The organism is Actinocatenispora rupis, from assembly GCF_016861975.1.
In the GTDB taxonomy this organism is placed as follows: domain Bacteria; phylum Actinomycetota; class Actinomycetes; order Mycobacteriales; family Micromonosporaceae; genus Actinocatenispora; species Actinocatenispora rupis.
In genome coordinates, this window is sequence record NZ_BOMB01000012.1 from 110,924 (window position 1) to 132,866 (window position 21,943).

The 21,943-nt window shown below is 73.0% G+C and carries 20 protein-coding genes; 12 read left to right on the plus strand and 8 right to left on the minus strand.

The features are described 5' to 3' along the window. Positions 1 to 111: 111 nt before the first annotated feature. Positions 112 to 753, minus strand: a complete 642-nt coding sequence (locus tag Aru02nite_RS10885; RefSeq protein ID WP_203657305.1) for a response regulator — start codon at positions 751 to 753, stop codon at positions 112 to 114. After that, positions 754 to 1,947 (minus strand): sensor histidine kinase, encoded by a 1,194-nt coding sequence (locus tag Aru02nite_RS10890; protein ID WP_203657307.1) that lies wholly within the window; start codon positions 1,945 to 1,947, stop codon positions 754 to 756. It lies immediately after the preceding gene. Between the two features lie 120 nt (positions 1,948 to 2,067). On the opposite strand from Aru02nite_RS10890, the gene Aru02nite_RS10895 reads away from it, so the two are divergent. Next, complete coding sequence (locus Aru02nite_RS10895) at positions 2,068 to 2,610, plus strand: hypothetical protein (protein ID WP_203657555.1); 543 nt, start codon at positions 2,068 to 2,070, stop codon at positions 2,608 to 2,610. Positions 2,611 to 3,331: 721 nt separating this feature from the next. Further along, positions 3,332 to 4,162 carry an SGNH/GDSL hydrolase family protein gene (locus Aru02nite_RS10900; protein WP_203657309.1) on the plus strand — a complete coding sequence of 277 codons (831 nt, stop codon included), beginning with the start codon at positions 3,332 to 3,334 and terminating at the stop codon, positions 4,160 to 4,162. Positions 4,163 to 4,444: 282 nt separating this feature from the next. Here the strand turns inward: Aru02nite_RS10900 and Aru02nite_RS10905 are convergent, their stop codons facing one another. After that, positions 4,445 to 5,260 carry a CHAD domain-containing protein gene (locus Aru02nite_RS10905; protein ID WP_203657311.1) on the minus strand — a complete coding sequence of 272 codons (816 nt, stop codon included), beginning with the start codon at positions 5,258 to 5,260 and terminating at the stop codon, positions 4,445 to 4,447. Between the two features lie 260 nt (positions 5,261 to 5,520). On the opposite strand from Aru02nite_RS10905, the gene Aru02nite_RS10910 reads away from it, so the two are divergent. From Aru02nite_RS10910 to Aru02nite_RS10920, 3 genes are all read left to right on the plus strand, one after another. Further along, positions 5,521 to 5,787 carry a hypothetical protein gene (locus tag Aru02nite_RS10910; RefSeq protein WP_203657556.1) on the plus strand — a complete coding sequence of 89 codons (267 nt, stop codon included), beginning with the start codon at positions 5,521 to 5,523 and terminating at the stop codon, positions 5,785 to 5,787. A 177-nt stretch (positions 5,788 to 5,964) separates the two neighbouring features. Beyond that, complete coding sequence (locus tag Aru02nite_RS10915) at positions 5,965 to 7,086, plus strand: CDP-alcohol phosphatidyltransferase family protein (RefSeq protein ID WP_203657313.1); 1,122 nt, start codon at positions 5,965 to 5,967, stop codon at positions 7,084 to 7,086. A 56-nt stretch (positions 7,087 to 7,142) separates the two neighbouring features. Beyond that, the gene (locus Aru02nite_RS10920) at positions 7,143 to 7,505 is read left to right on the plus strand and encodes an MmcQ/YjbR family DNA-binding protein (RefSeq protein ID WP_203657315.1); all 363 of its coding nucleotides are present in this window, start codon (positions 7,143 to 7,145) and stop codon (positions 7,503 to 7,505) included. A gap of 63 nt (positions 7,506 to 7,568) precedes the next feature. On the opposite strand, the gene Aru02nite_RS10925 is transcribed toward Aru02nite_RS10920, so the two are convergent. Further along, positions 7,569 to 8,783, minus strand: coding sequence for a phosphodiester glycosidase family protein (locus Aru02nite_RS10925; RefSeq protein ID WP_203657317.1), 1,215 nt, complete (start codon positions 8,781 to 8,783; stop codon positions 7,569 to 7,571). A gap of 167 nt (positions 8,784 to 8,950) precedes the next feature. Between Aru02nite_RS10925 and Aru02nite_RS10930 the strand changes: the two genes are divergently transcribed. Then, complete coding sequence (locus Aru02nite_RS10930; protein WP_203657319.1) at positions 8,951 to 9,310, plus strand: PRC-barrel domain-containing protein; 360 nt, start codon at positions 8,951 to 8,953, stop codon at positions 9,308 to 9,310. 191 nt (positions 9,311 to 9,501) lie between these two features. Here the strand turns inward: Aru02nite_RS10930 and Aru02nite_RS10935 are convergent, their stop codons facing one another. After that, positions 9,502 to 11,607, minus strand: coding sequence for a transglycosylase domain-containing protein (locus Aru02nite_RS10935; RefSeq protein ID WP_203657326.1), 2,106 nt, complete (start codon positions 11,605 to 11,607; stop codon positions 9,502 to 9,504). Positions 11,608 to 11,905: 298 nt separating this feature from the next. Between Aru02nite_RS10935 and Aru02nite_RS10940 the strand changes: the two genes are divergently transcribed. Next, entirely contained in the window at positions 11,906 to 12,967 is a 1,062-nt protein-coding gene (locus Aru02nite_RS10940) for a fatty acid desaturase family protein (protein ID WP_203657327.1), read from the plus strand. Positions 12,968 to 13,116: 149 nt separating this feature from the next. On the opposite strand, the gene Aru02nite_RS10945 is transcribed toward Aru02nite_RS10940, so the two are convergent. After that, complete coding sequence (locus Aru02nite_RS10945; RefSeq protein WP_030444326.1) at positions 13,117 to 13,320, minus strand: cold-shock protein; 204 nt, start codon at positions 13,318 to 13,320, stop codon at positions 13,117 to 13,119. Between the two features lie 428 nt (positions 13,321 to 13,748). Here Aru02nite_RS10945 and Aru02nite_RS10950 point away from each other — a divergent pair, with 428 nt between their 5' ends. Then, the gene (locus Aru02nite_RS10950) at positions 13,749 to 13,973 is read left to right on the plus strand and encodes a DUF8847 domain-containing protein (RefSeq protein ID WP_203657328.1); all 225 of its coding nucleotides are present in this window, start codon (positions 13,749 to 13,751) and stop codon (positions 13,971 to 13,973) included. 9 nt (positions 13,974 to 13,982) lie between these two features. Here Aru02nite_RS10950 and Aru02nite_RS10955 read toward each other — a convergent pair whose 3' ends face one another. Both Aru02nite_RS10955 and Aru02nite_RS10960 read right to left on the minus strand, forming a co-directional pair. Next, positions 13,983 to 15,083, minus strand: coding sequence for a hypothetical protein (locus Aru02nite_RS10955; RefSeq protein ID WP_203657329.1), 1,101 nt, complete (start codon positions 15,081 to 15,083; stop codon positions 13,983 to 13,985). Positions 15,084 to 15,137: 54 nt separating this feature from the next. After that, on the minus strand, positions 15,138 to 15,818 hold the full coding sequence (locus Aru02nite_RS10960) for a class I SAM-dependent methyltransferase (RefSeq protein ID WP_203657330.1): 681 nt from the start codon (positions 15,816 to 15,818) through the stop codon (positions 15,138 to 15,140). A 335-nt stretch (positions 15,819 to 16,153) separates the two neighbouring features. Here Aru02nite_RS10960 and Aru02nite_RS10965 point away from each other — a divergent pair, with 335 nt between their 5' ends. Genes Aru02nite_RS10965 through Aru02nite_RS10980 form a run of 4 tightly spaced genes read left to right on the plus strand, consistent with a single transcriptional unit; the run spans position 16,154 to position 21,869 of the window. Next, entirely contained in the window at positions 16,154 to 17,383 is a 1,230-nt protein-coding gene (locus tag Aru02nite_RS10965; protein ID WP_203657331.1) for a GlnX family signal transduction membrane protein, read from the plus strand. After that, entirely contained in the window at positions 17,380 to 18,369 is a 990-nt protein-coding gene (locus Aru02nite_RS10970) for a glutamate ABC transporter substrate-binding protein (protein WP_203657332.1), read from the plus strand. The genes Aru02nite_RS10965 and Aru02nite_RS10970 overlap by 4 nt, the downstream gene beginning before the upstream one ends. Before the next feature lie 3 nt (positions 18,370 to 18,372). Next, positions 18,373 to 19,584, plus strand: a complete 1,212-nt coding sequence (locus Aru02nite_RS10975; protein ID WP_203657333.1) for a hypothetical protein — start codon at positions 18,373 to 18,375, stop codon at positions 19,582 to 19,584. Then, the gene (locus Aru02nite_RS10980) at positions 19,581 to 21,869 is read left to right on the plus strand and encodes a serine/threonine-protein kinase (protein ID WP_239076606.1); all 2,289 of its coding nucleotides are present in this window, start codon (positions 19,581 to 19,583) and stop codon (positions 21,867 to 21,869) included. Before Aru02nite_RS10975 ends, Aru02nite_RS10980 begins: the two co-directional genes overlap by 4 nt. Positions 21,870 to 21,943: the final 74 nt, after the last annotated feature.

The following is a 21,943-nucleotide window of genomic DNA, read 5'->3' on the forward strand; positions in this document are numbered from 1 at the left end:
GGATCCCCCAGGTAGTCGTCCGTTGCGGCCCTCTCCGGCGCCGCCGTTGGGCGTAACCCTAGGTCACGCGCTCCACCACGGTGATCACCCATTCGTGCCAGCGCCCCGGGGTCACCGCACGAGGCCGAGTTCCCGGGCCAGAACGGCCGCCTGCGTACGGTTCCGCAGGTCCAGTTTGGCCAGTACCCGGCTGACGTGGGTCTTGGTGGTCGGTTCCGCCATGCCGAGGTGCGCGGCGATCTCGGCGTTGGACTCGCCGCGACCGAGGCACGCCAGTACCTCCCGTTCCCGCGGGGTGAGCTGGGCGAGGGCGGGCGGCTCGGCAGGGGCCGGGCGCTGCGCGGCGAACGCGGCGATCAGCCGGCGCGTCACGGCCGGCGCGACCAACCCGTCCCCCGCCGCCACCAGCCGTACGGCGTCGACCAGGCGCTCCGCGTCGGTGTTCTTCAGCAGGAACCCCGCGGCACCGGCGCGCAGCGCACCGAACACGTACTCGTCGAGGTCGAACGTGGTGAGCACGAGGACGTCGGTGACCTGCTCGGCGCTCAGCGTGCGGGTGGCGGCGATGCCGTCGACGCCGGGCATCCGGATGTCCATCAGCGTCACGTCGGGGCGCAGCTCGCGGGCCAGGCGTACGGCGGCGGCGCCGTCCGCGGCCTCGCCCACCACGGTCAGGTCGGGTTCGGCGGACAGGATCATCACCAGGCCGGCGCGTACGGCGGGCTGGTCCTCGGCGACGAAGACGCGGATCACTCAGCTCTCCTTCCGGGGGGTGAGGGGCAGGCACGCGCGGACCACCCAGTGCCCGTCCTCCGGGCCGGCGGTGAGCGTGCCGCCCAGCAACGTCGCCCGCTCCCGCATACCGACCAGGCCGGCCCCGGCCCCCGGTACCGCGTCGATGGCGTCCCGGAGCGGGGTGCTGACCAACACCGACAACGCCTCCGCGGTACGCGTCAGGCGCACCTCGGCGGGTCCGGGGCGGGCGTGCTTCAGCGCGTTCGTCAGCGACTCCTGCACGATCCGGTACCCGGCCAGCTCGACCGACGCGGGCAGCGGCCCGCCCACCTCGTACGGGTGGAGGTCGACGCGCAGGCCGTCCCGCCGCGCCGCGTCCACCAGCGCCGGTACGCCGGCCATGCCGGGGCTCGCCACCGGTTCCTCCGCCGCGTCGGTGTCCCGCAACAGGCCGATCATCGCGCGCATCTCGGCCAGGCCCTGCACGCTGTTCTCCCGGATCACGCCCATCGTCTCAGCCATGAGTTCCGGCGAGTCGGTCGCCACCCGCAGCGCGGCGGTGGACTGGATCGCGATCGCGGACAGGTGGTTGGCGACCAGGTCGTGCAGCTCGCGCGCCATCCGGGCACGTTCCGCGGCGACCGCGGCACGGTGGTCCAGCTCGGCCAGCCGCGCCACCTGGCGGGCATGCTCGCGGTGCTCGGCGGCGCGGTCCCGGTGGTGCCGCACCACCTCGCCCGTCGACGCCGGGACCACCGTGGTCAACGCCGCCAGCCCACCGAGTACGACGGAGCCCTGGATGACCAGCCGCCACGACTGGTCCTGGAGCACGATCAGCATCGCCACCACGGTCGCCACCGTCAGCAGGACGCTGCCGCGCAGCAGCCACGTCGCGACGCGGCGCGGCCCGTACAGGCAGGCGGCGTAGAGCAGGTCGGTGAACACCAGCCAGGTGCCGATCGACCCGCCGAGCAGCGCGTCCGCGGTCACCGCGGCCACCCCGACGCACAGCGCCAGCAGCGGCGCCGTACCCCGCAGCAGGTCCGCCCCCACCGCCACCGCCAGCGGCACCAGCAACAGCGCCGGATGCCCGATCCGCGAGTCGTACAGGCCGACGGCGAACAGCAGGACGCCCGCCGCACACAACCCCGCGGCGCAGAGCACGTCCCGGCGCGGCGGCCTGCGCCGCGGCCACCACGCGGCCGACGTCATGCGCACATCACAACATCCACCGACCGCGCGCGGGCGGCCGGTTCGTACATCGAACGGATCATGCCGGTCTCGTCGGTGGCGACGACGCGCCCGCCGCGCCCGGACGGCAGGCTGGAGGACGTGCTCGTCACCGTGATCATCGCCTGCGAGATCGGCTTCTGGGTACTCGTCGGAGCCGGCCTCGCCGTCCGCTACCTGCTCCGCCGACGCCGCCTCAGTACGGTGCTGCTCGCGTGCGTACCGCTGGTGGACCTGGTGCTCCTGCTGACCACGGCGGTCGACCTGGTCGGGCGGCACGCGGTCGCCGGCGCCGGACACGGGCTCGCCGCGGTGTACCTGGGGTTCACCGTCGCGTTCGGGCACTCGATGATCCGCTGGGCCGACCAGCGCTTCGCCCACCGGTTCGCCGGCGGACCCGCACCCGTGAAACCACCCAAGTCCGGACCCCGCCGCGCCGCGTACGAGTGGCGCGAGTGGGGCAAGGCCGTACTCGCCAGCGCCATCGCCTCGGTACTCCTGCTGGGACTGGCCGCCGTGATCGGACACCGCGGCGACGCGCTGCTCACCTGGCTGCCACGCCTGGGCGTACTGCTCGCGATCTGGTTCATCTGGCCGGTCACCAGCAGCCTCGGCGCCCTCCGCCGCGAGCGCCCGCGCTCCTGAACCGCCTGCGTTGTCGAGGCGCTGGCGATCCCGCGTCGCCCGCGGCTCTGTCGCTCGCGTTGCCGAGCCGCGGACGTACCCGCGTCGCGTGTTCCCGCCTGCGTTGTTGAGCTGCTGGCGATGATCCCGCGTCGCGGGCGGCCTTGGCGTCGCTCGCGTTGCTGAACCGCGGGCGTACTCGCGTCGCGTGTTCCCGCCTGCGTTGTTGAGCTGCTGGCGATCCCCCGTCGCCGGAGTCCTGGCGTCGCTCGCGTTGCTGAACTGCCGGCCGCGGGCGTTGCTGACCCTTGCGATGCGGGGGCTTCCCGCGGCGGGCGCCCACGCCCCGCGTCGCTGAGCCGCGCGTCCCGTCGCGCGCCTCAGGCGTTGCTGCGTCGCGGACGTTGCTTAGCCACGGACGTTGCCGAGCCAGGTGCAGTGCTGAACCGCGGGCCGCGGGCGTTGCTGCGGCGCGGGTTTCCCTTGCCACGGGCGTCTGAGCCAGGTGCGGTGCTGAGCCGGCTGGCGTTGCTGGGGCGTACCGGGGCGGTCGAGGTGGTGCGGCGAGCGGGATGGCCGGGGCGGGCGGAACGTGAAGGAAACTTAGGTCGCGATGCGTGTTTGTCTGAACTTTCCTCCCATAGCGTCTTGATTGTGGTATCGATCACCTGCAAGGGTCGTATCCACAAAGGACGGTGCGACGGGCCGAGCCCACCCGTCGCGGGAGGAAAGGACGCCATCCATGACCGTGCCCAGACACGCGGTCCGGCGGGCAGTACGCGCGACGAGTGTCGCCGTCGCCGCGGTCGTCGCCACCCTGCTCGTCGGCGTCGGCACCGCGCACGCCGCAACCCCCAGCTACGTCGCCCTCGGCGACTCCTACTCCTCCGGCGTCGGTACCCGCAGCTACATCGACGACGGGACCAGCTGCCAGCGCTCCACCTACGCGTACCCGGAACTCGCGGCGTCCCGGCTCGGCGCGAACCTGACCTTCGACGCCTGCTCCGGCGCCAAGACCGCCGACGTACTCAACAACCAGCTCGGCCACCTCACCGCCGGCACGAGCCTCGTCACGATCTCCATCGGCGGCAACGACGCCGGGTTCAGCAACGTCATCACCAAGTGCGCGTACCCGTGGCCGTACAACTGCACGAACGACATCAACAACGCCATCAGCTTCATGCAGAACACGCTGCCCGGCCGGCTCGACAGCGTGTACTCCGCGATCCGCAGCCACGCACCCAACGCGCGCGTCGTGGTCGTCGGGTACCCGCGCCTGTTCAACGGCCAGACCTGCAACGCGCTCGCCCGCATCTCCGCCACCGAGGAAGGCCAGCTCAACCACGCCGCCGACGTACTCGCCGGGGTCATCTCGGCGCGCGCCTCGGCGCACAGCTTCTCGTTCGTGGACCCGCGCAGCGCGTTCTCCACCCACGAGATCTGCTCCAGCTCCGAATGGCTCAACGGACTGTCCGACCCGGTCAGCGAGTCGTACCACCCCAACCGGTCCGGCCACGTCGGGTACGCCGACCTCGTCACGCCGGCACTGTCCGCCGCACTCTCCCGGTCCTGACGTACGTGAGTTCCGGCGCCGCGGCTGGGTTGGGTCGCGGCGCCGGTGCACATCTGGGGGACTTGGAGTTAGTACGTGACGACTTTCCGGCACATTGTCCAATTGTCTCATTGTCCAATTGTTGAACTGTTGAACAATGAGACAGTTGAACAATCGGGCTCTCAGTCAGCGACTAGCCACGTTCCGCATCCACTCTGCGGCGCTCTGCCCCGCGACAGGCTGCCCCCAACCACCCCGCGATCGACACCGCACCCTCAGCGCGCCGCGGCTCGCACCCCACCCTCAGCGCGCCGCCGCCCGTACCGCCCGCGTCAGCTCCGCCAGCCGCCCAACGAGCGCAGCGGACCGCGAACGCTGCGCCGCGTACAGCACCCCGTACCCGAATGAGCTCTCCCCGGCGGCGTCGGCGTCGGCAGCGAGCCGCCGCAGCAGTTCGCGCGCGACGACGGTGTCGTGCTGGTCTCCGAGTACGTCCTGGATGGCGGCGAGTCGGCGCAGCAGTGCGGGATCCCCGGCGGTGGCCTCGACGGCGTACCGGGCTCGTTTGGTGCCCTTGCGGGCCCGGTGCAGCGCCTCGTCGTCGGTTCCGCGGCGCAACCGCCGGTCGAGTGCGGCGATCGCCCGGTCGACCCGGTGGGCCACCGCGTCGTCGTGCGGTGTACCGGACCAGGGGTCGGCGACGAACGTGTCGAGCCGGTCGACGAGCCGGGCGTACGCGGGGTCGGTCAGGGCGGCGACGGCGCGCCCGCGTCCTTCGGCGGTACCGCGGGCGAGGGTGGTGTCGATGCGGGTGCGGACGTCGGGTGGCAGCAGGTCGGCGGGTTCGGCGGCGAGGGCGGCGGCGAGCACGTCGGCGAGTACTTCGTGGTCGCGGAGGTCGGCGAGTTCGCCGGCGAAGGCGCGGAGTTCGTCGGCGAGTCCGGCGGGGGCGGCGAGCAGTGGCCGGAACGTACGCAGGGTGGCCCGCAGCCGGCGTACGGCGACGCGCAGCCGGTGCACGGAGTCGGGCGCACCTTCCGGTACCAGTGGCGCGGCGGCCCGGACGGCGTCGCGTTGGGTGCACAGGTACCGCGTGACGCGGTCGGCTGCCGTCCCCATCGCCGCCTCCCGTACCCGGGGATTCCATCGTCGCGTACGCGCGGGCGCGGGGCCAGCGCGGCGACGGCGCTCCCGGCGGGTTCCCAGGTACGTCACAGCCTCGCTCCATCCACGCTCGGTAGCGTCGGGGTCCGGACGACTCTGTCGGGGGTGTCGCGATGGGACTGCGGGAGCGACTGCGCCGGATGTTCGGCGCGCCGGCGGCCGGCGGCATCCGGACACAGGGGCAGATCCGGTCGCGGCGCGGCGGGTACCAGTCGATGTTGGACCGCGAGGCGACGGTGCGTGATCTGGACGAGCTGCGGGCGTTCGCGGCGACGCGGCTCGGGGTGGAGTTCTACCTGGAGCCGGAGACGACCGCGACGGACACCACGGTCGCCGCGGTGGCCACGGACGGTGAGTGGATCCGCCGCCGGGTCGGCTCGCCGAAGGTCGCCGGTCAGCTCGCCGACGAGCTGGGCCTCCCCCTGTACGACGCCGGTACGGTCGGCTATCCGGCTGCGATGCGGCGGTACCGCCGGACCTGACGGACGTCGCGCCGGTTACCTCCCTGGGTCGGCCCGATGTCGTTCGGTGTCGGCTTTCTCGCGCGGAGCCGGGTGGGGCCGCGCAACGACTACGATCGATGGGTATCCCACAGATCCGTTGTGGCGCCGCCGTGCCCACCCGTGCCCGGTGGCGTCCGGGCACGGCGGAGGTGATGGATGACCCGGGGCAGCGCGGAACCAGGTCCGGGCGTGGCGCAGCGGCACGCGGACCCGGTGGCGGCGGCGATCGTTCTGGCCGCGGACCCACCACCCGGCGGCCGACCGGGGGCGCTGGTCCGGGTCGGCGGCCCGACGGTCCTGGCCCGCGCCATCTCGGTACTCGGATCCGCGGGCGTGCCGCGGGTGCTGGTGACCGGCGGCCCCGCCGTACTGGATGCCGCGCGCCGGCTCGGCGCCTCGGCGTACGTGCCGGGCGGTCCGTTGCCCGCTGGACGGTACCTGCTGGTCGCGGGGGACGCGCTGTTCGACGCGGAGACCGTACGGTCGCTGGCGGACCACGGCGGCGACGTCCGCTGCACCGACGCGGCGCTGGCGGTGGTGGACGCGGCGACGGCGACGGCCGCGGCGGACGCCGGCTCGTTCGCGGGAGTACCGGAGGGGCCGCTGGCGCCGGCGGCCGGCTTCGCCACCACCCTCGCCGGGCCGGGCGACCTGCGCCGGGTACGACGCGCGCTGTGGCAGCGGTACGGGCCGAAGCCGACCGACGGGCTCGTCTGCCGCTACCTGAACCGGCCGCTGTCGCGCCCGGTGACGTTGCTGTTGACCCGGATGCGGATCGGGCCGGATGCGTTGACGCTGGCCAGTTTCCTGGTCGCGGTGGCCGGCGCGGCGGTCGTCGGGTTCGGCGGGCGGTGGTGGACGATGCTGCTCGGCGGCGTCCTGATCCAGGCCGGCAACGCGCTCGACGGGGTGGACGGCGAGGTCGCGCGGATCGGCCTGCGCTCGTCCCGGCGCGGCGCGCTGCTCGACACCACCCTCGACCGCTACGCCGACCTCGCCGTACTCGCCGGGCTCGCGCTCGCCGCCGGTGGCCGCCCCGCCGACTGGATCTGGGCGTTCGCCGCCGCCGCCGCGAGCCTGCTCATCTCGTACATCAACGCGGTGGCTCCGCGGGCGCCGCAGCGGCTGCTCCGCCGGGACGTACGGCTGCTGGTGTGTGCGCTGGCGGCGGCGCTGTCCCTGCCGCTGTGGGGTCTGGTCGTGGTCGCCGTACTCGGCAACCTGGACGCGCTGCGCGTGTTCGGCCAGGTCATCCGCCGCGCACCCGGCCCGCGCTGATTCCTGTCGTACCCGGGTGGGAGGGTGACGGCCGGTCGACGTACGGGGAGGACGCGATGGGGACGCAGCGGGACCGGGTGCTGGCGGCGTGCCTGGCGCAGCCGGAGGCGGCCGAGGGCTACCCGTTCGGCGACGAGGCGGCCGTGTTCACGGTGTGCGGCAAGATGTTCGCGCTGGTGGCGTTGGGCGGGCCGGTCGGCTCGGTCAGCCTCAAGTGCGACCCGGAGCTGGCCGTCGTGCTGCGCGAGCAGCATCCCGGTGTCACCGCCGGCTACCACCTGAACAAGCGGCACTGGAACACCGTTGTGCTCGACGACGCGGTCGCCGACGACGAGCTCGTCGAGTGGCTCGACCGGTCGTACGACCTGGTCGTGCGCGGGTTGCCGAAGGCGGACCGGCAGCGCCTCGCCGCCGGCTGACCCGCGGCACGACGCCGTACGGCGGCCCGCCGGCAGGTGCGCCGGGCGGACCGCCGGGGGCGGTCAGTGTCTGAAGACGCCGATGCCGTTGGCGACGGCGCGTTCGGCCACGCCGGCCGGGTGGTTGTTGACGACCGTCACCCCGTCGGTGCCGGGGAGTACGACGGCGCAGGTGGTGGAGCCGCCGCCGTCCAGGTTGATGCCGTCGGCGGCGCCGAGGTCGGACAGCAGGATGGCCAGTCGGGCCAGGGTGAGGCCGCTGCCGGCCTCGGCCTGCCCGTCCAGCGCCACCAGGTAGAGGCGCCGGCCGTCCGCGGAGATGCCCGCCGCCGTACGGGTCGCGGACACCTTGTCGTCGACGCCCGGGAGTACGGCGCCGTCGCGCAGGATCGGGGCGCCGCCCACCGCGACGCGGAACGGTACCCGTCCACCGGTCAGCCCGTACTGCACGCTCACCGGGTCGCCGACGTGCAGCGCGCGGAGCGTGTCGGCACCGGCCTCGCGGCCGACGAGCACGGTGGTGTCGGCCGGGATCGCGCCCGCACCGGGCGTGTCGGCGACGGCGGCGACGCGACCGTGGCGTACGGAGATCTCGGCGGTGTCGGTGGCGCAGGGGTCGCCGCGCCTGACGTCCGAGCCGCAGACGGCGCGCTGCCGGGAGACGGTGCCCCAGTCGGAGGTGAACGCGTCGATCCCGTTCTGCGCCACGGCGTACTGGTTGAGTCCGGCGAGCGGGTGGCTGTCCGCGCCGATGCGTACGGTGCCGGCCAGGGTGAGCGTGCCGAGCCGGGCGCGGCCGTCGACGCCGACGCCGATCACGTCGCGGGTGGACGTACCGGGGGCCATGGCGGGGCCGAACCGCTGCGAGTCGGGTACGGCGGCCTTGAGGGCGCGGCCGTGCGTGATCTCGGGCCCGTTGGACGAGCCGGTCGCGGCGACGCCCGGGTGCTGCGACTCGTCGATGTTGAAGAAGTCGGCGTTGACTCCGGCCACCGCGTGCGCGTCGGCAACCATGTCCGACACCTTCTCGCGGGCGGCGACGTCGGTCGGGTGCAGCAGGTCGACCGACACGTGCGGGTCGGCGAGGTCGACCGTGACCACCTCGCCGGTTGCCGTACCGGTGGCGGTGGCGACCTGCCAGTGGTCCAGTTCGACACCGGGCGCGAGCCGCGTACCCGTGGCTGGCGCGGCACCGGCGGTCGCGGCGCCGGCCGTACCGAGGAGGGTGACGGCGGTCGCCGCCAGTGCCAGCAGCAGCCGGCGGGGGGTTCTCGTCATGTTCGGTGCTCCGTCCGTCTCGTCCGCGAAGCAGCGTGCAAGTGGATCATTGGGTAGCACCGACCGGACGATGAGGTCAATACCAACAAGCGGTGACGATCCGGTGCGGCGGTACGGCCGAGGCGGGACAATATCCACGGATAACCGCAGGTCAGGAGGTTTCGTCGATGATCGGCATCCAGGACATCGCGCAGTGGAAGGGCGCCCCGGTCGTCGACCGCGACGGCGGGAAGATCGGCACGCTGGAAGCCGTCTACGTGGACGCCGCGTCCGACGAGCCGGTGTTCGGGGCGGTCAAGCTCGGCCTGCCCGGCTTCCACAAGATCGCCCTGGTACCGCTGGACGGCGCCGCGGTGGGCCGCGACGACCTGCGCGTCCCGTACGAGAAGGCGATCGTCAAGGGGTCACCGACCATCGGCGTCGGTGACGAGCTGCCGGCCGATCAGGAACCCGCGATCTACGCGCACTACCAGCTGTCGTACGTGCCGGCGCCGACCTCGTCGGGCCGCCGCCTCGCCCGCCGCTGACCCCACCCGCTTGGCCCGACCGCGGAACCCGCCCACTGGGCCCACCGCTTGGCCCGATCGCGTAACCAGCCCACTGGGCTCGACCGCGAAGCCCGATCATGGAGCCTGCCCGCCGCACCCGACCGCCGGGCCCGACCGTGGGGCCCGGTGGACGCGCCGGCGCCCGCGGTCGGTACCGCGGGCGCCGGTCGTCAGGACCCGTACGCGATGGTCGCGGACGGTCTGTGGAAGTGCTTGATCGGCTGGCCGCGCAATGCGGAGAGCATCGTCTTCGCGACCGCGATGTCGACCGAGCTGGAGATCCCGGCGCCGACCGAGTCCCACGGGTTGTCCGGGGTGCAGGCGGTGCCGGCGACGGCGATCTGCGGGGTGAACCCGACGAACGACTCGGTCGCGTTGGTCTCCGAGCTTCCGGTCTTGCCGGCGACCGGGCGGCTGCCGAACATGGCGCCGACCTCGTTCGCGGTGCCGCCGTCGCACTTGTGGTAGAAGCCCTGCGTACCGACCGGGCAGCGGGCCGCGTCGGTGGCCGCCCGCGCCACGTCGGCCCGCAGTACGCGGTGGCAGGACGGCTTCGCGGCCGGTGACGCCTTGCCGGTGGCGTCGGTGATGGACGTGGCCGGCAGCGGCTTGCAGTACATGCCCTGCGCGGCGACCGTCGCGTACGCGTTGGCGAGTTCGAGCGGGGTCACGTCGGCGACGCCGAGGGTGAACGCGCCCCAGCCGTGCGCGCGGCCCGGCTTCGACAGCGCCTCGTCGGTGGACGCCCGGAACTGGATGCCCAGCCGCTTGGCCATGTTCACGGCCTTCTCCGCGCCGATCTTCTGCTCCAGCCAGACGAAGTACGTGTTGACCGAGCGGCCGTACCCCGTCCACATCGTGCGGTAGCCGTCCATCCACGGCGGGTTGTCGTTGACCGGGCAGTAGTAGCCGCCGCAGCCGCCCGACGACACGGGATAGCCGGTGGCGAGCCGGCCGGGCGCGTTGAACCCGGTGTCCAGCGAGTAGCCGGACTCCAGCGCGGCGAGCATGGTGAACATCTTCATCGTCGACCCGGTCTGGTACCCGACGATGTCGCCGCCGCCGGCGATGAGCTGGTCGACGGTGTTGGGCCGGTTGGCCCAGCCGTTCGGGTTGCTGGCCAGGCTGTAGTTGCGGTTGACCGCCATCGCGACGACCCGCCCGGTGCCGGGTTGGACCGCGGCGATGGGCAGCGCCTTGCTGTTGTCCTTCGAGTACACGGCGGTGGAGGCGCGCTCGGCGGACCGTTGCACCCGCGGGCTGAACGACGTGACGATCTTGTACCCGCCGGTGCGGAGCTTCATCTCGCGCTCCGCGGTGTTGGCGCCGAACGCCGGCTGCTGGTCCCACCACTGCACGAACCAGTCGCAGAAGAAGCCCCAGTCGGGGTGGTTGCTCGGCACCTCGGTGCAGCCGTTCGGCACCGAGCCGGACTTGAGGCCGATCGGCGCCTTCTTCGCCGCGGCGTCCTGCGCGGGGGTCAGGTAGTGCAGCTTGCGCATGGAGTCCAGCACGTACGTCCGGCGCGCGAGCGCGGCCTTCCGCCCGTCCACGCCGCTCTCCGGGTCGAACGCGTCCGGCGACTTGACCACTCCGGCCAGCAGCGCGGCCTGCGGCAGCGTCAGCTTCTCCGGCGTCGTGTCGAAGTAGATCCGCGCCGCCGCCTTGATCCCGTACGCCTGGTGCCCGAAGTAGATGATGTTGAGGTAGCGCTCCATGATCTGGCTCTTGGTGTACTTGCGCTCCAGCGCCAGCGCGTAACGCATCTCGCGCAGCTTGCGGCCCATCGTCTGCTCGGTCGCCTGCTGCAACTGCTCCGGCGTCTGCGCTGAGTACATCAACACGTTCCGCACGTACTGCATGGTCAGGGTGGACGCGCCCTCGGAGACGCGGCCGGCCTGCCGGTTGGCGAGCAGGGACCGGACGATGCCGCGCGGGTCGACGCCGTGGTGCTGGTAGAAGCGGGTGTCCTCGGCGGCCACGATGGCGTGCTGCATGACCGTCGGGATGTGCGCGATGTCGGTCGGCATCCGGTCGTCGGCGTAGAACTGCGTCAGCAACGTCTTGCCGTCGTTGGCGTAGAGCGACGAGTTCTGCGGGGGCTCGGGGATGCTGAGCTTGTCGGGCGTCTTGCCGAACACGTCGGAGCCCGACTTGAGTGCCAGGCCGGTCAACCCGAAGCCGGGGAACGCCAGCAGCGCGACGACAACCCCGGCCAGCACACCGCACAACAGTAGGGAAGCCAGATCCGCCAGCAGGGTGTGTTGACGTCGCACCCGCACCACCTCTTCGGACTCGGGATCCGGCCGGATGATCTCCCGTCAAGAATGACACAGAAGTGGATCAGTCAGGACATCCACGCGCCGGTCATCCTTGATGATCGATGCTCGTACCGGGTCGCGTCCTCAGATCGCGGAAACTTGCCGGTTCGTCGGCCCGGCGGGCAGGGTCAACCGCGCCGTGCATACTGTTCGGCAGCGCCGCGGAGCCCCTCGGACCCCCTACCCAGCTCTGCTTGCGGCGTGTGGCGTCTGGCCCGGACGACACGTCTCGACAATCGTGCCGGAGGCCACGATGACAAGGTCGTACCCGAAACTGCTGACCGCTCCCGAGCCGCCGCCCGCGCAACGCGGCAGCGACTACGCCGAACTCTCCCGCCGGGTCCGCAGCGCGGGTCTGCTCCGCCGCCGCACCGGGTACTACGCGGTCAAGATGGCCGTCAACGCGGTCCTGTTCGCCGCCGGCTGGGTCGCGGTCTTCCTCCTGGGCAACTCCTGGTACCAGCTCATCGTCGCCGGCTTCCTCGCGGTGGTGTTCACGCAGATCGCGTTCGTCGGCCACGACGCCGGCCACCACCAGATCTTCGCGTCGCACAAGCTGAACAAGCTGGCCGGCATCATCCACGGCAACTTCGCCATCGGCCTGTCGTTCGGCTGGTGGATCAGCAAGCACAACAAGCACCACGCCAACCCCAACGACGAGGACCACGACCCGGACGTCGAGCCCGGCGCGCTCGTGTTCGTCGAACGCCACTCGGAAGGTCGCCGTGGCTTCGCCAACTGGCTGACCCGATCCCAGGCGTACCTGTTCTTTCCGATGCTGCTGCTGGAGGGCCTGAACCTGCACGTGGCCAGCATCAAGGCGTTGCTGCGTCCGTCCGGCCGGCTCAAGGCCCTGGAGGTCGCGCTGTTCGTGCTGCACGTCGCGGGGTACGTGACGGTGCTGCTGTTCGTGATGTCGCCGCTGCACGCGCTGGCCTTCGCCGCCGTCCAGCAGGGCCTGTTCGGCCTGTACATGGGGTGCAGCTTCGCGCCCAACCACAAGGGGATGCCGACGCTGCGCAAGGCCGACAAGGTCGACTTCCTGCGTCGCCAGGTGCTCACGTCGCGCAACATCCGCGGCGGCCGGCTCACCGACTTCGTCCTCGGCGGGCTCAACTACCAGATCGAGCACCACCTGTTCCCGAGCATGCCGCGGCCCAGCCTGCGGCGGTCCCAGCCGGTGATCCGCGAGTTCTGCACCGAATACGGCATCTCGTACTACGAGACCGGACTGTTCCGTTCGTACCGGGAAGCGCTGGACCACCTGCACGCCGTGGGGGCCCCACTGCGCCGACCGGTCGCCGACGCGGCCTAGCCGGACACCCGCGCCGGCCCGACGGGCAACGGGCCGGCGTACGGCGGCGCCAGCGCGGCCCGCCAACTGAGCCGGCTGGGCGCGCCAGCGGACACGAAACGGCCCCGGTCTCGGAAGACCGGGGCCGTGCCGTGTTGGTTCAGACCAGCTCAGATGCCGCGAACGCGCTCGGCCTGCGGGCCCTTCGCGCCCTGCGTCACGTCGAACTCGACGCGCTGGTTCTCCTCAAGGTTCCGGTAGCCCGAGCCCTCGATGGCAGAGAAGTGGACGAAGACGTCCGGCTCGCCGCCGTCAGGCGTGATGAAGCCGAAGCCCTTGTCCGGGTTGAACCACTTGACCGTGCCCTGTGCCATGACTCTCCTTGTGGAACGGACCGCGTCCACACCGCGTGGCCGCGTTGTTGCGGCGGGAACCATCGACCCTTCGGAGAGATCTTCCCGAAAAACGAGACGCCCCGCTGTCACAAATCCCGCGTGCGCATCCAAACGTTCGGGGAAACAGACGACTGCAACACCGGAAGAATACACGACACCGGGCCGGGCGGGGTCGACCTGCTGTGACTCGGGCAACGGCGCGTGCCGCAAGTCGGGCGGACGGCGCCGTTCCCGCCGCTACGCTCGTACGAGAGGTCGACCGGTGCGGACCGGTTCCGCCCGCCTCGCCCTCGAAGGCCGGCATGGCCGCCAACAGGTGGCCGCTCCACCAGGGCGGGTGGCGCTCGATCGCCCGCCATGCTCCCCGGGGGCCTGTCCCCCGGCCGACGCGCGGGAAGGGCGGACTGATGCCTGATGTGGAGATCGAACTCGTCGGCGGACCCCGCGACGGGGAACGCATCACCGTACCGTTGGACGGCCGGATCCCGGCCCCCCATCTGGAGATGACCACCGTCGACAGCACCGTCGACGGCCTGCCCGACATCTGGCGGCTCAACTACCGCCGCGACGACCAGCCGAGCGACGACGGCGCCCTGTGGCGCTACCGGTTTCTGTCCACCCAGAAGGGTTGAGCCCGACGGTCAGGCCGCGACCGGTTCCTCCGCGGACCGGCGCAGCCGGGCCAGCTCGGCGCCGACCACACCGAGCATCACCAGGTCCACCAGTACCGAGACGGTCGCCGCGAACTGCGTCACGTCGAACTCGAACACCCGGGTGAACAGCAGGTTCACCAGCAGCGCGCGGTGGAACCGGAGGAACCCGCGGTACCGGTCGCTGCGCAGCAGGCGCAGCCCGGAGATCACCAGTACCAGGCAGGCGATCGTGGACGCGAGGCCGAGGGCGAGCGGGATGGGGCCGGGGGGCAGGTCCCACGGGCCGGGGCCGGGCGGCGCGGTGATGCGCGTCAACAGCCGGACGCCGAACTGGGCGCCGGAGTACGCGATCTGGACGAGCAGGACGACACAGGTGATGGTGGGCAGAACCCGGGCCAGCCGACCGCGGCCGTGCACCTCCCGGCGCAGCCGTACCACCAGTCGGTGCGGGTTGACCAGGCGCAACGGGTCGAACAGCTCGACCGGGTCCGCCGGGATCGCCGCGATCAGGGCGGCGGCCTCGGTGGTACCGGCCGCGTCGCCGGCCTGGCGGAGCTGCCGGCGGGCGGCGGCCCGGCGGGACGGCGTGAACCCGCCGACGACCCCCGCGACGGCCTGGTCGACCGCGCCGGCCAGGTGTTCCGACGGGTGGTGCGGGCGCCGCCCGTGCACCGCGTGGATGACGAGCACCAGGCACGCGAGCACCACGTACATGATGGCGGTGGCGGGGCGGTAGAAGTAGTTGTTGTCGCTGGTGACGAACTTGCCGACCTCGTCGATGAACAGTCCGATGCCGATGCCGGCGAGCACCGCGGCGAGCGGCCGGATCACCGGCCCGGCGAACGACAGCAGCAGCACCAGGCCGACCATCATCAGCAGCCCGCCCCACAGCACGTGCGCGATGTGCAGCCCGCCGCCGCCGACCTGCGGGTACCCGGCGAGGGCGAGGCCACCGCGGACCAGCAGTACGGTGCTGACCGCGGCGACGAGCATCGCGGTCAGGTGCGGCGACGCGGACGGGTCCCGCGGCAGCCCGCGCACCAGCAACCAGCGCGACACGGGGTGACGGGGAAGGTTCGACAGCGCCATGCCGGACACCCTAAAGGTGCGCCGCACCGCCGCCACGCAGCCGGTACGCGGGCGTCAGCGGCGGGTGAACCAGATCATCGGGTTGTGCCGCCCCGGGTGCACCGGGTCACCGAGCCCGAGGTCGGCCCGGCACTCCTGCACCAGCCGGTACGTCTGCGGCGCCCGCTTCGCCGACGCGGTGAACCAGCCCGTGTCCGCCGCGCGCAGCCAGCGCAGCAGCACCGAGCCCTCCGAGTACGGCTTGGCGCGGCGGCCGTGGAAGACGTCGTGCACGCTGACCGGCGTACCCGGGTCGAGGGTGGGCAGCAGCGCCCGGGTGTACCAGCGGGCGAAGCGGGCCGAGTGCGCCGCGTCCAGGAACAGGTAGTCCACAGTGGACGGGAGCCGCCGGGTGCGTACGTCGCCCTGGGTGAACGTCCAGCGGTCGGCCAGCTCGTCCGGCACGTTGCGCCGCGCGTGGTCGACGATGTCGTACGTGTGCAGCGCGCCCGCGCCGTTGTCCCGCAGCGCGCGCAGCTGCCAGCTCGTCGACCAGCCGTGCAGCGACCCGATCTCGACCACCGTGGTCGGCCGCCGGTCGCGCAGCAGCAGGTACGTCACCTCCGCCTCGATGTCGTCGAGCTGCGCGCGCATCCCGGGCCGGGCGCGCAGCAGCGCGCGCTGCTCCTCCCGTACCTCGCGCAACTGCTCGTGGTGCTTGACGTACAGCTGGGTCACGTCGTCGACGGTGAGCATGGCCCGTCCTCCGGTACTCGTCGATCAGGTCGAGGCGGAAGCTACGGGCCCGGCCGGTATGTCCCCATCACACGACGGAGCCAGGTCCGACCCCCTACCAGAGGCCGACGGGAGTCGTCCCGTAGGTGGAGCGCTGATGTTGACACGACCGGCTATGTTGGCCCGAAAACATGCGGGAGGGCGTCGATGCGTTGCGAGTCTGACCTGGTATCGGTCAGCGTCCGGACCCGTCCCCCGGCGGCGGCCCGATGACCGCCCTCGCCTCCCCTCGCACCCCGGTCCTCGCCTCCGCCCGCCGCGGTTTGTCCGCCCGGGCCGGGAGTACGCCGGGGCGGTTGACGGGGTTGCTCGTCGTGGCGCTGCTGCTCGGGCTCGGCTTCGGGGTCGCCGCGGTGAGCGGGGTGCTCCAGCGGTCCGGGCTGGTCGACGACGTACGCACCCGCAGTGGCCCGCTGACCGTGCAGTCCCAGCAGCTCTACCGTGCGCTGTCGGACGCCGACGCCACCGCGGCCACCGCGTTCCTGTCCGGCGGGATCGAGACGCCGGCCGCGTCCCGGCGGTACCAGAAGGACATCGCGGCCGCGTCGAAGGCGCTGGCCACCACCGCCGGCTCGGGTGGCGCGGACGCCGACGCGGTCGAGCAGCTCACCACCCAGCTGCCCGTCTACACGGGCCTGGTCGAGACCGCCCGGGTGTACAACCGGCAGGGGTTGCCGCTCGGCGCGGCGTACCTGCGGGAGGCGTCCGGGCTGATGCGCGAGAAGCTGCTGCCCGCCGCGCAGCGGCTGTACCGGGCGGAGACCGCGCAGCTCGCCGACGACCGGGACGGCGCGGCGCTGTTCCCGTTCGTGGCGGTGCCGCTCGGGTTGCTGCTGCTCGCCGGGCTCGTGGTCGGCCAGGTCTGGCTGACCCGGCGCACCAACCGCCTGGTCAACCCGGGGCTGCTGGCCGCGTCCGTCGCCGCCGTACTCGGCCTGCTGTGGCTGACGGTCTCGTGGGGCGCGCTCGCCGCCGACCTGCGCGACGGCGAGACGCACGGTTCCGCGCAGGTGCAGACGTTCGCGCAGGCCCGGCTGCTCGCGTTGCAGGCACGGGCGGACGAGTCGCTGACCCTGGTCGCCCGCGGCAACGGCGCGTCGTTCGAGCGGGACTTCCAGCGGCGGATGACCGACCTGGTCGGCAGGGACGGCAAGGGCGGGCTGCTCGGCGCGGCGTACGACGGGGCCGACGCGGACATGCGGCGGGCGCTGGACGGCGCGGTCGCCGACGTCGCCGCGTGGCGGGGCGCGCACCGGCAGGTCCGCGCGCTCGACGACGGCGGGCGCTACCCGGAGGCGGTCGACCTGGCGATCGGCGCGGAGAAGGGCAGCGCGGCGACCGCGTTCGGTGCGCTGGACGACAGGCTCGGCGGCGCGATCGACGCGGCCAACGGCAGGTCCGGGCGCGCCGCCGACGCCGCCGACGGTACGCAGACCGGCGCGGCGGTCGGGCTCGGCCTGCTGACCGTGGTGGTCGTGGTCGGCGCCGCGGTGGGGATCCAGCGACGTGCGGCGGAGTACCGATGAACGGGCGGGTGACGGTGCGCAGGATCGTGGCGGCACTGGGCGTGGCGGCGCTGCTCGCGGCGGCGGCCGGCTGCGGGTCGACGGAGCTGCCGACGAGCCGGCAGGCGGCCGGTCCGCCGCGGCCCGCCGGCGTGCAGGACCCGGCGAAGGTACCGGCGGCGCCCGGCGACGACACGTCGTGCGGTGACCCGCTGGCCAGCTACCGGCCGGGGTCGCTGCCGTCGCCGGGACACATGCCGGCCGGCAGCACGATGGAGCGGATCCGCAAGCGCGGCCGGCTCGTCGTCGGCGTCGACCAGAACACGTACCTGTTCGGGTTCCGGGATCCGGCCACCAACAAGATCCAGGGCTTCGACGTGGACATGCTGCGCGAGGTGTCGCGCGCGATCTTCGGCGACCCGGACCGCATCCAGTACAAGACGATCACGTCGGCGCAGCGCATCCCGGTGCTGCAGAAGCACGACGTGGACCTGGTCGCGGACGTCATGACCATCAACTGCGAGCGGTGGAAGGACGTCGCGTTCTCCACCGACTACTTCGACGCCGGCCAGCGGGTACTGGTGCTGAAGGACTCCACGGCGACGAAGCTGGGCGACCTGGGCGGGCGGAAGGTGTGCGCGGCCAAGGGTTCGACGTCGATCCGGGCCATCGCGGCCGACCCGGCGAAGCCGGTGCCGGTGGCCGTCGACGACTGGACCGACTGCCTGGTGATGCTGCAGCAGCGGCAGGTCGCGGCGATCTCCACGGACAACGCGATCCTCGCCGGGCTGGCCAAGCAGGACCCGAACACCAAGGTGGTCGGCCCGCGCTTCACCAGCGAGCCGTACGGGATCGCGGCGAACTCGGCGGACACCGACCTGGTGCGGTTCGTCAACGGGGTGCTGGCGAAGATACGCGGCGACGGTACCTGGAAGTCGATCTACGACCGGTGGCTGACGGTGCTCGGGCCGGCGCCGAGCCCGCCGGCCGCGCGGTACCGGGACTGAGCCGTGCCCGTTCAGCCCATCCCGCGCGAGAGGGCCGACCAGCTGCTCGCCGACGCGGGCACCGCGTACGACAGGCTCGCCGGCACGATGTACGCGATCGACGCCCACCCGGCCGTACTGCTGCTCCGCGGCGGCACGGTGACCGGCGTGACCCGGCGCCGCCGGGACGCGCTCGAACCGCGGATCACCGTGCTGTGGGCCCATTTCAGCGCGGTCGGTGACCTGCTGGAGGCGGCCCGCGGGGTGCGCGGACGGCGCGGCCGGCTCGGCGACGACGACCTGGTGGAGCTGACCGCGCTGCTGCGCGAACCGGTCATCCCGCTGGACGCCGACGGCCTGCCCGCCGACGGTACGGGGCGGCCGGTGCACGAGCGGGTCTGCCTGGTCGACATGCTGCCCCGGCTCACCACCGAGGCGGACGCGCTGCTGGCCGAGCTGTCCACAGTGGACGCCGCGGCCGCCGCGCTGGCCACCGCGCTCGCCCCGCTGTCCGACGAACTGGGCCGGATCCGTTCCACCGCAACCGATCTGGGCGAGCCGGGGCTGGTCGCCGGCCCGGCCGCGGCGTACGAGGCGCTGCGCGACGAGATCCTGTCCGACCCGCTCGGCGCCGCACCGGACGGCACCCCACCGGCGTCGGTCACCGACCGGATCACCGCGCTGCGCACGGAACTCCACTCGGTACGGGCCGCGGTGGAACAGCTGGACGCGCTGCGCGCGGGGTACCCGGCGGAACGGGCCCGGTTGACCGACCTGCTGGCGACCGTGGCCGAGGCGGAGACGGCGGCGGGCGGGGCGTACCGGGTGGTCGCGGAGAAGATCGCGGACCCGGGGCTGCCCGCGGCGCCGGCGTCGGCGGGGCCGCTGGGATCCCGCTTCGACGAGCTGGACCGGTTGCACGCGACCCGGTCCTGGCGCCGGCTCGGCGCGGCGGCGCGCGGGCTGGAGCGCGACATCACCGAGGCGCGTACCCGGGCGGCGGAGTTGCGGGCGGCGGCCGACGGGCTGCTCGCCCGGCGGGACGAGCTGCGCGGCCGGCTCGACGCGTACCGGGCGAAGGCGGCGCGGCTGGGGTTGCTGGAGGACACCGACCTGGCCCGGCGTCACACCGCCGCGCAGACACTGCTCTACACCGCGCCGTGCGACCTGCCGGCCGCGACACGCGCGGTCTTCGCGTACCAGCAGGCGCTGTCCGCACCGAGGGAGGCCACATGACCGGAACACCCTGCCAGCGCGGCGGCTGCCCGGGGCGGTACGACGCGGACGGCTACTGCGACCAGTGCGGGCACAAGGCGCCCGCGGTGCCGGCCGCCGGACCGGTGAGCGTGGCGACGGGGCCGATGACCGCCGGGTTCTCCGGGCGTACCGGGGCGGGGTTGGGTGGCACGGCGTCCGGCCTGACCGGCACCCGGAGTACGCGGAGCCGGGCGTCGGCGCGGGGTCGGCTCGGCGCCGGGCTGGTGGACGTGCCGCCGGTGCCGCTGCGCAACCCGACGACCGCGGTGATGAGCGACCCGCAGGTACCGGAGCCCCGGCGGTACTGCGGGAAGTGCGACGAGCCGGTGGGGCGCGGGCGGGACGGGCAGCCGGGCCGGCCGGAGGGGTTCTGCCCGCACTGCGGGACGCAGTTCTCGTTCGTGCCGCGGCTGGCGACCGGCGACCTCGTCGACGGGCGGTACGAGATCCTCGGCTGCCTGGCGTACGGCGGGCTGGGGTGGATCTACCTGGCCCGGGACCGGCACGTCAGCGAGGGCGGCGCGGACCGCTGGGTGGTGTTGAAGGGCCTGATCAACACCGGCGACCCGCACGCGATGGAGTCGGCGATGGCGGAGCGCCGGTTCCTGGTCGAGGTCGACCACCCGAACATCGTGAAGATCCACGACTTCGCCCGGCATCCGGACCCGAAGACCGGCGAGCTGGTCGGCTACATCGTCATGGAGTACGTGGGGGGACAGTCGCTGAAGGATTTGGCGCTGGCGCACCGCGGGCCGACCGGGCAGCGCGAGCCGCTGCCGCTGCCGCAGGTCCTGGCGTACGCGCTGGAGGTGCTGCCGGCGATGGGCTACCTGCACGACCGCGGGCTGGTGTTCTGCGACTTCAAGCCGGACAACGTGATCCAGGCCGAGGAGCAGCTCAAGCTGATCGACCTGGGCGCGGTGCGCCGGATCGACGACCAGACCGGCGCGATCTACGGCACCCCCGGCTACCAGGCGGCGGACGTGGCGACCCGCGGCCCGTCGATCGAGTCCGACCTGTACACGGTGGGTCGGGCGATGGCGGTGCTGAGCTTCCAGTTCACCGGCTTCTCGTCGAAGTACGCGGACTCGATGCCGGCGCCGGCGGACGTGGACCTGTTCGTCCGGGAGCCCTCGTACCACCGGCTGTTGACGCGGGTGACGCACCCGGATCCGTTGCGGCGCTTCGCATCCGCGAGCGAGATGGCCGACCAAGTGCTCGGCGTGCTGCGCGAGGTACTGTCGGCGGCCGACGGGGTGCCGCGGCCGTCGATGTCGGCACTGTTCACCGCCGAGCGGCGGGCGTTCGGGACGGCGGCGGGTGCGGTGCCGGACGACGGGCGCACCCTGTCGCCGCGCGAGGTGGTGACCGCGCTGCCGCTGCCGCTGGTCGACCCGACCGACCCGGCGGCCGGCTTCCTCGCCACGTTGAGCGCGGCGAACCCGGCCGAGGTCGTGGCCACCCTGCGCGCCGCGCCGAACCGTACCGCGGAGGTGACGTACCGGCTGGTCCGGGCGCTGGCGGAGGCGGGTGACGCGGCGGAGGCGCACACCGAGCTGGGCACTCTCGCGCCGGCCGACGCGGACTGGCGGCACGGCTGGCACAGCGGGCTGATCGGTCTGGTCGCGGGCCGGCCGCAGGAGGCGCTGGCGGCGTTCGCGTCGGTGGCGGAGGCGCTGCCGGGTGAGCCGGCCGCGCAGCTCGCGGAGGGTGTCGCGGCCGAACTGGCCGGGAACGCCGACCTCGCCATCGCCCGGTACGCGCGGGTCTGGCGCGTCGACCACGGGTACGTGAGCACCGCGTTCGGGCTGGCCCGGCTGCTGCTCGCGCGGCACGACCGGGCCGGCGCGATCGGCGTACTCGACGAGGTGCCCGACTCGTCGAGCCAGCACGTACCGGCGCAGATCGCGGCCGTGCGGGCCCGGATCGGCGACGCCGGCGCGGTGTCCGAGGCCGACCTGGTGGACGCCTCGACCCGGCTGGAGCGGCTGCGCCTCGACCCGGGCCGGCACGCGCACCTGTCGGTGGAACTGTTCACCGCCGCGCTGCGCTGGCTCGGCGTACCGCTGGAGGCGCGCGGGGCGACCGGCGCGCCGCCGCGGACCGGTACGGGCCGGCTGCTCGGCCGCCAGCTCACCGAGCGCGAGCTGCGGCTCGGGCTGGAGACCGGCTACCGTGCCCTGGCCACGCAGGAACGTGACGCGTTCGCCCGCTACGCGCTGGTCGATCGCGCCAACGCGGTGCGACCGCGCACCCTGGTATAGGAGAGCGACGTGCCGACCACCCCCGACCACCCGCTGCGAGGACCCCTGCCGGACATCCGCCCGACCACCCCTCC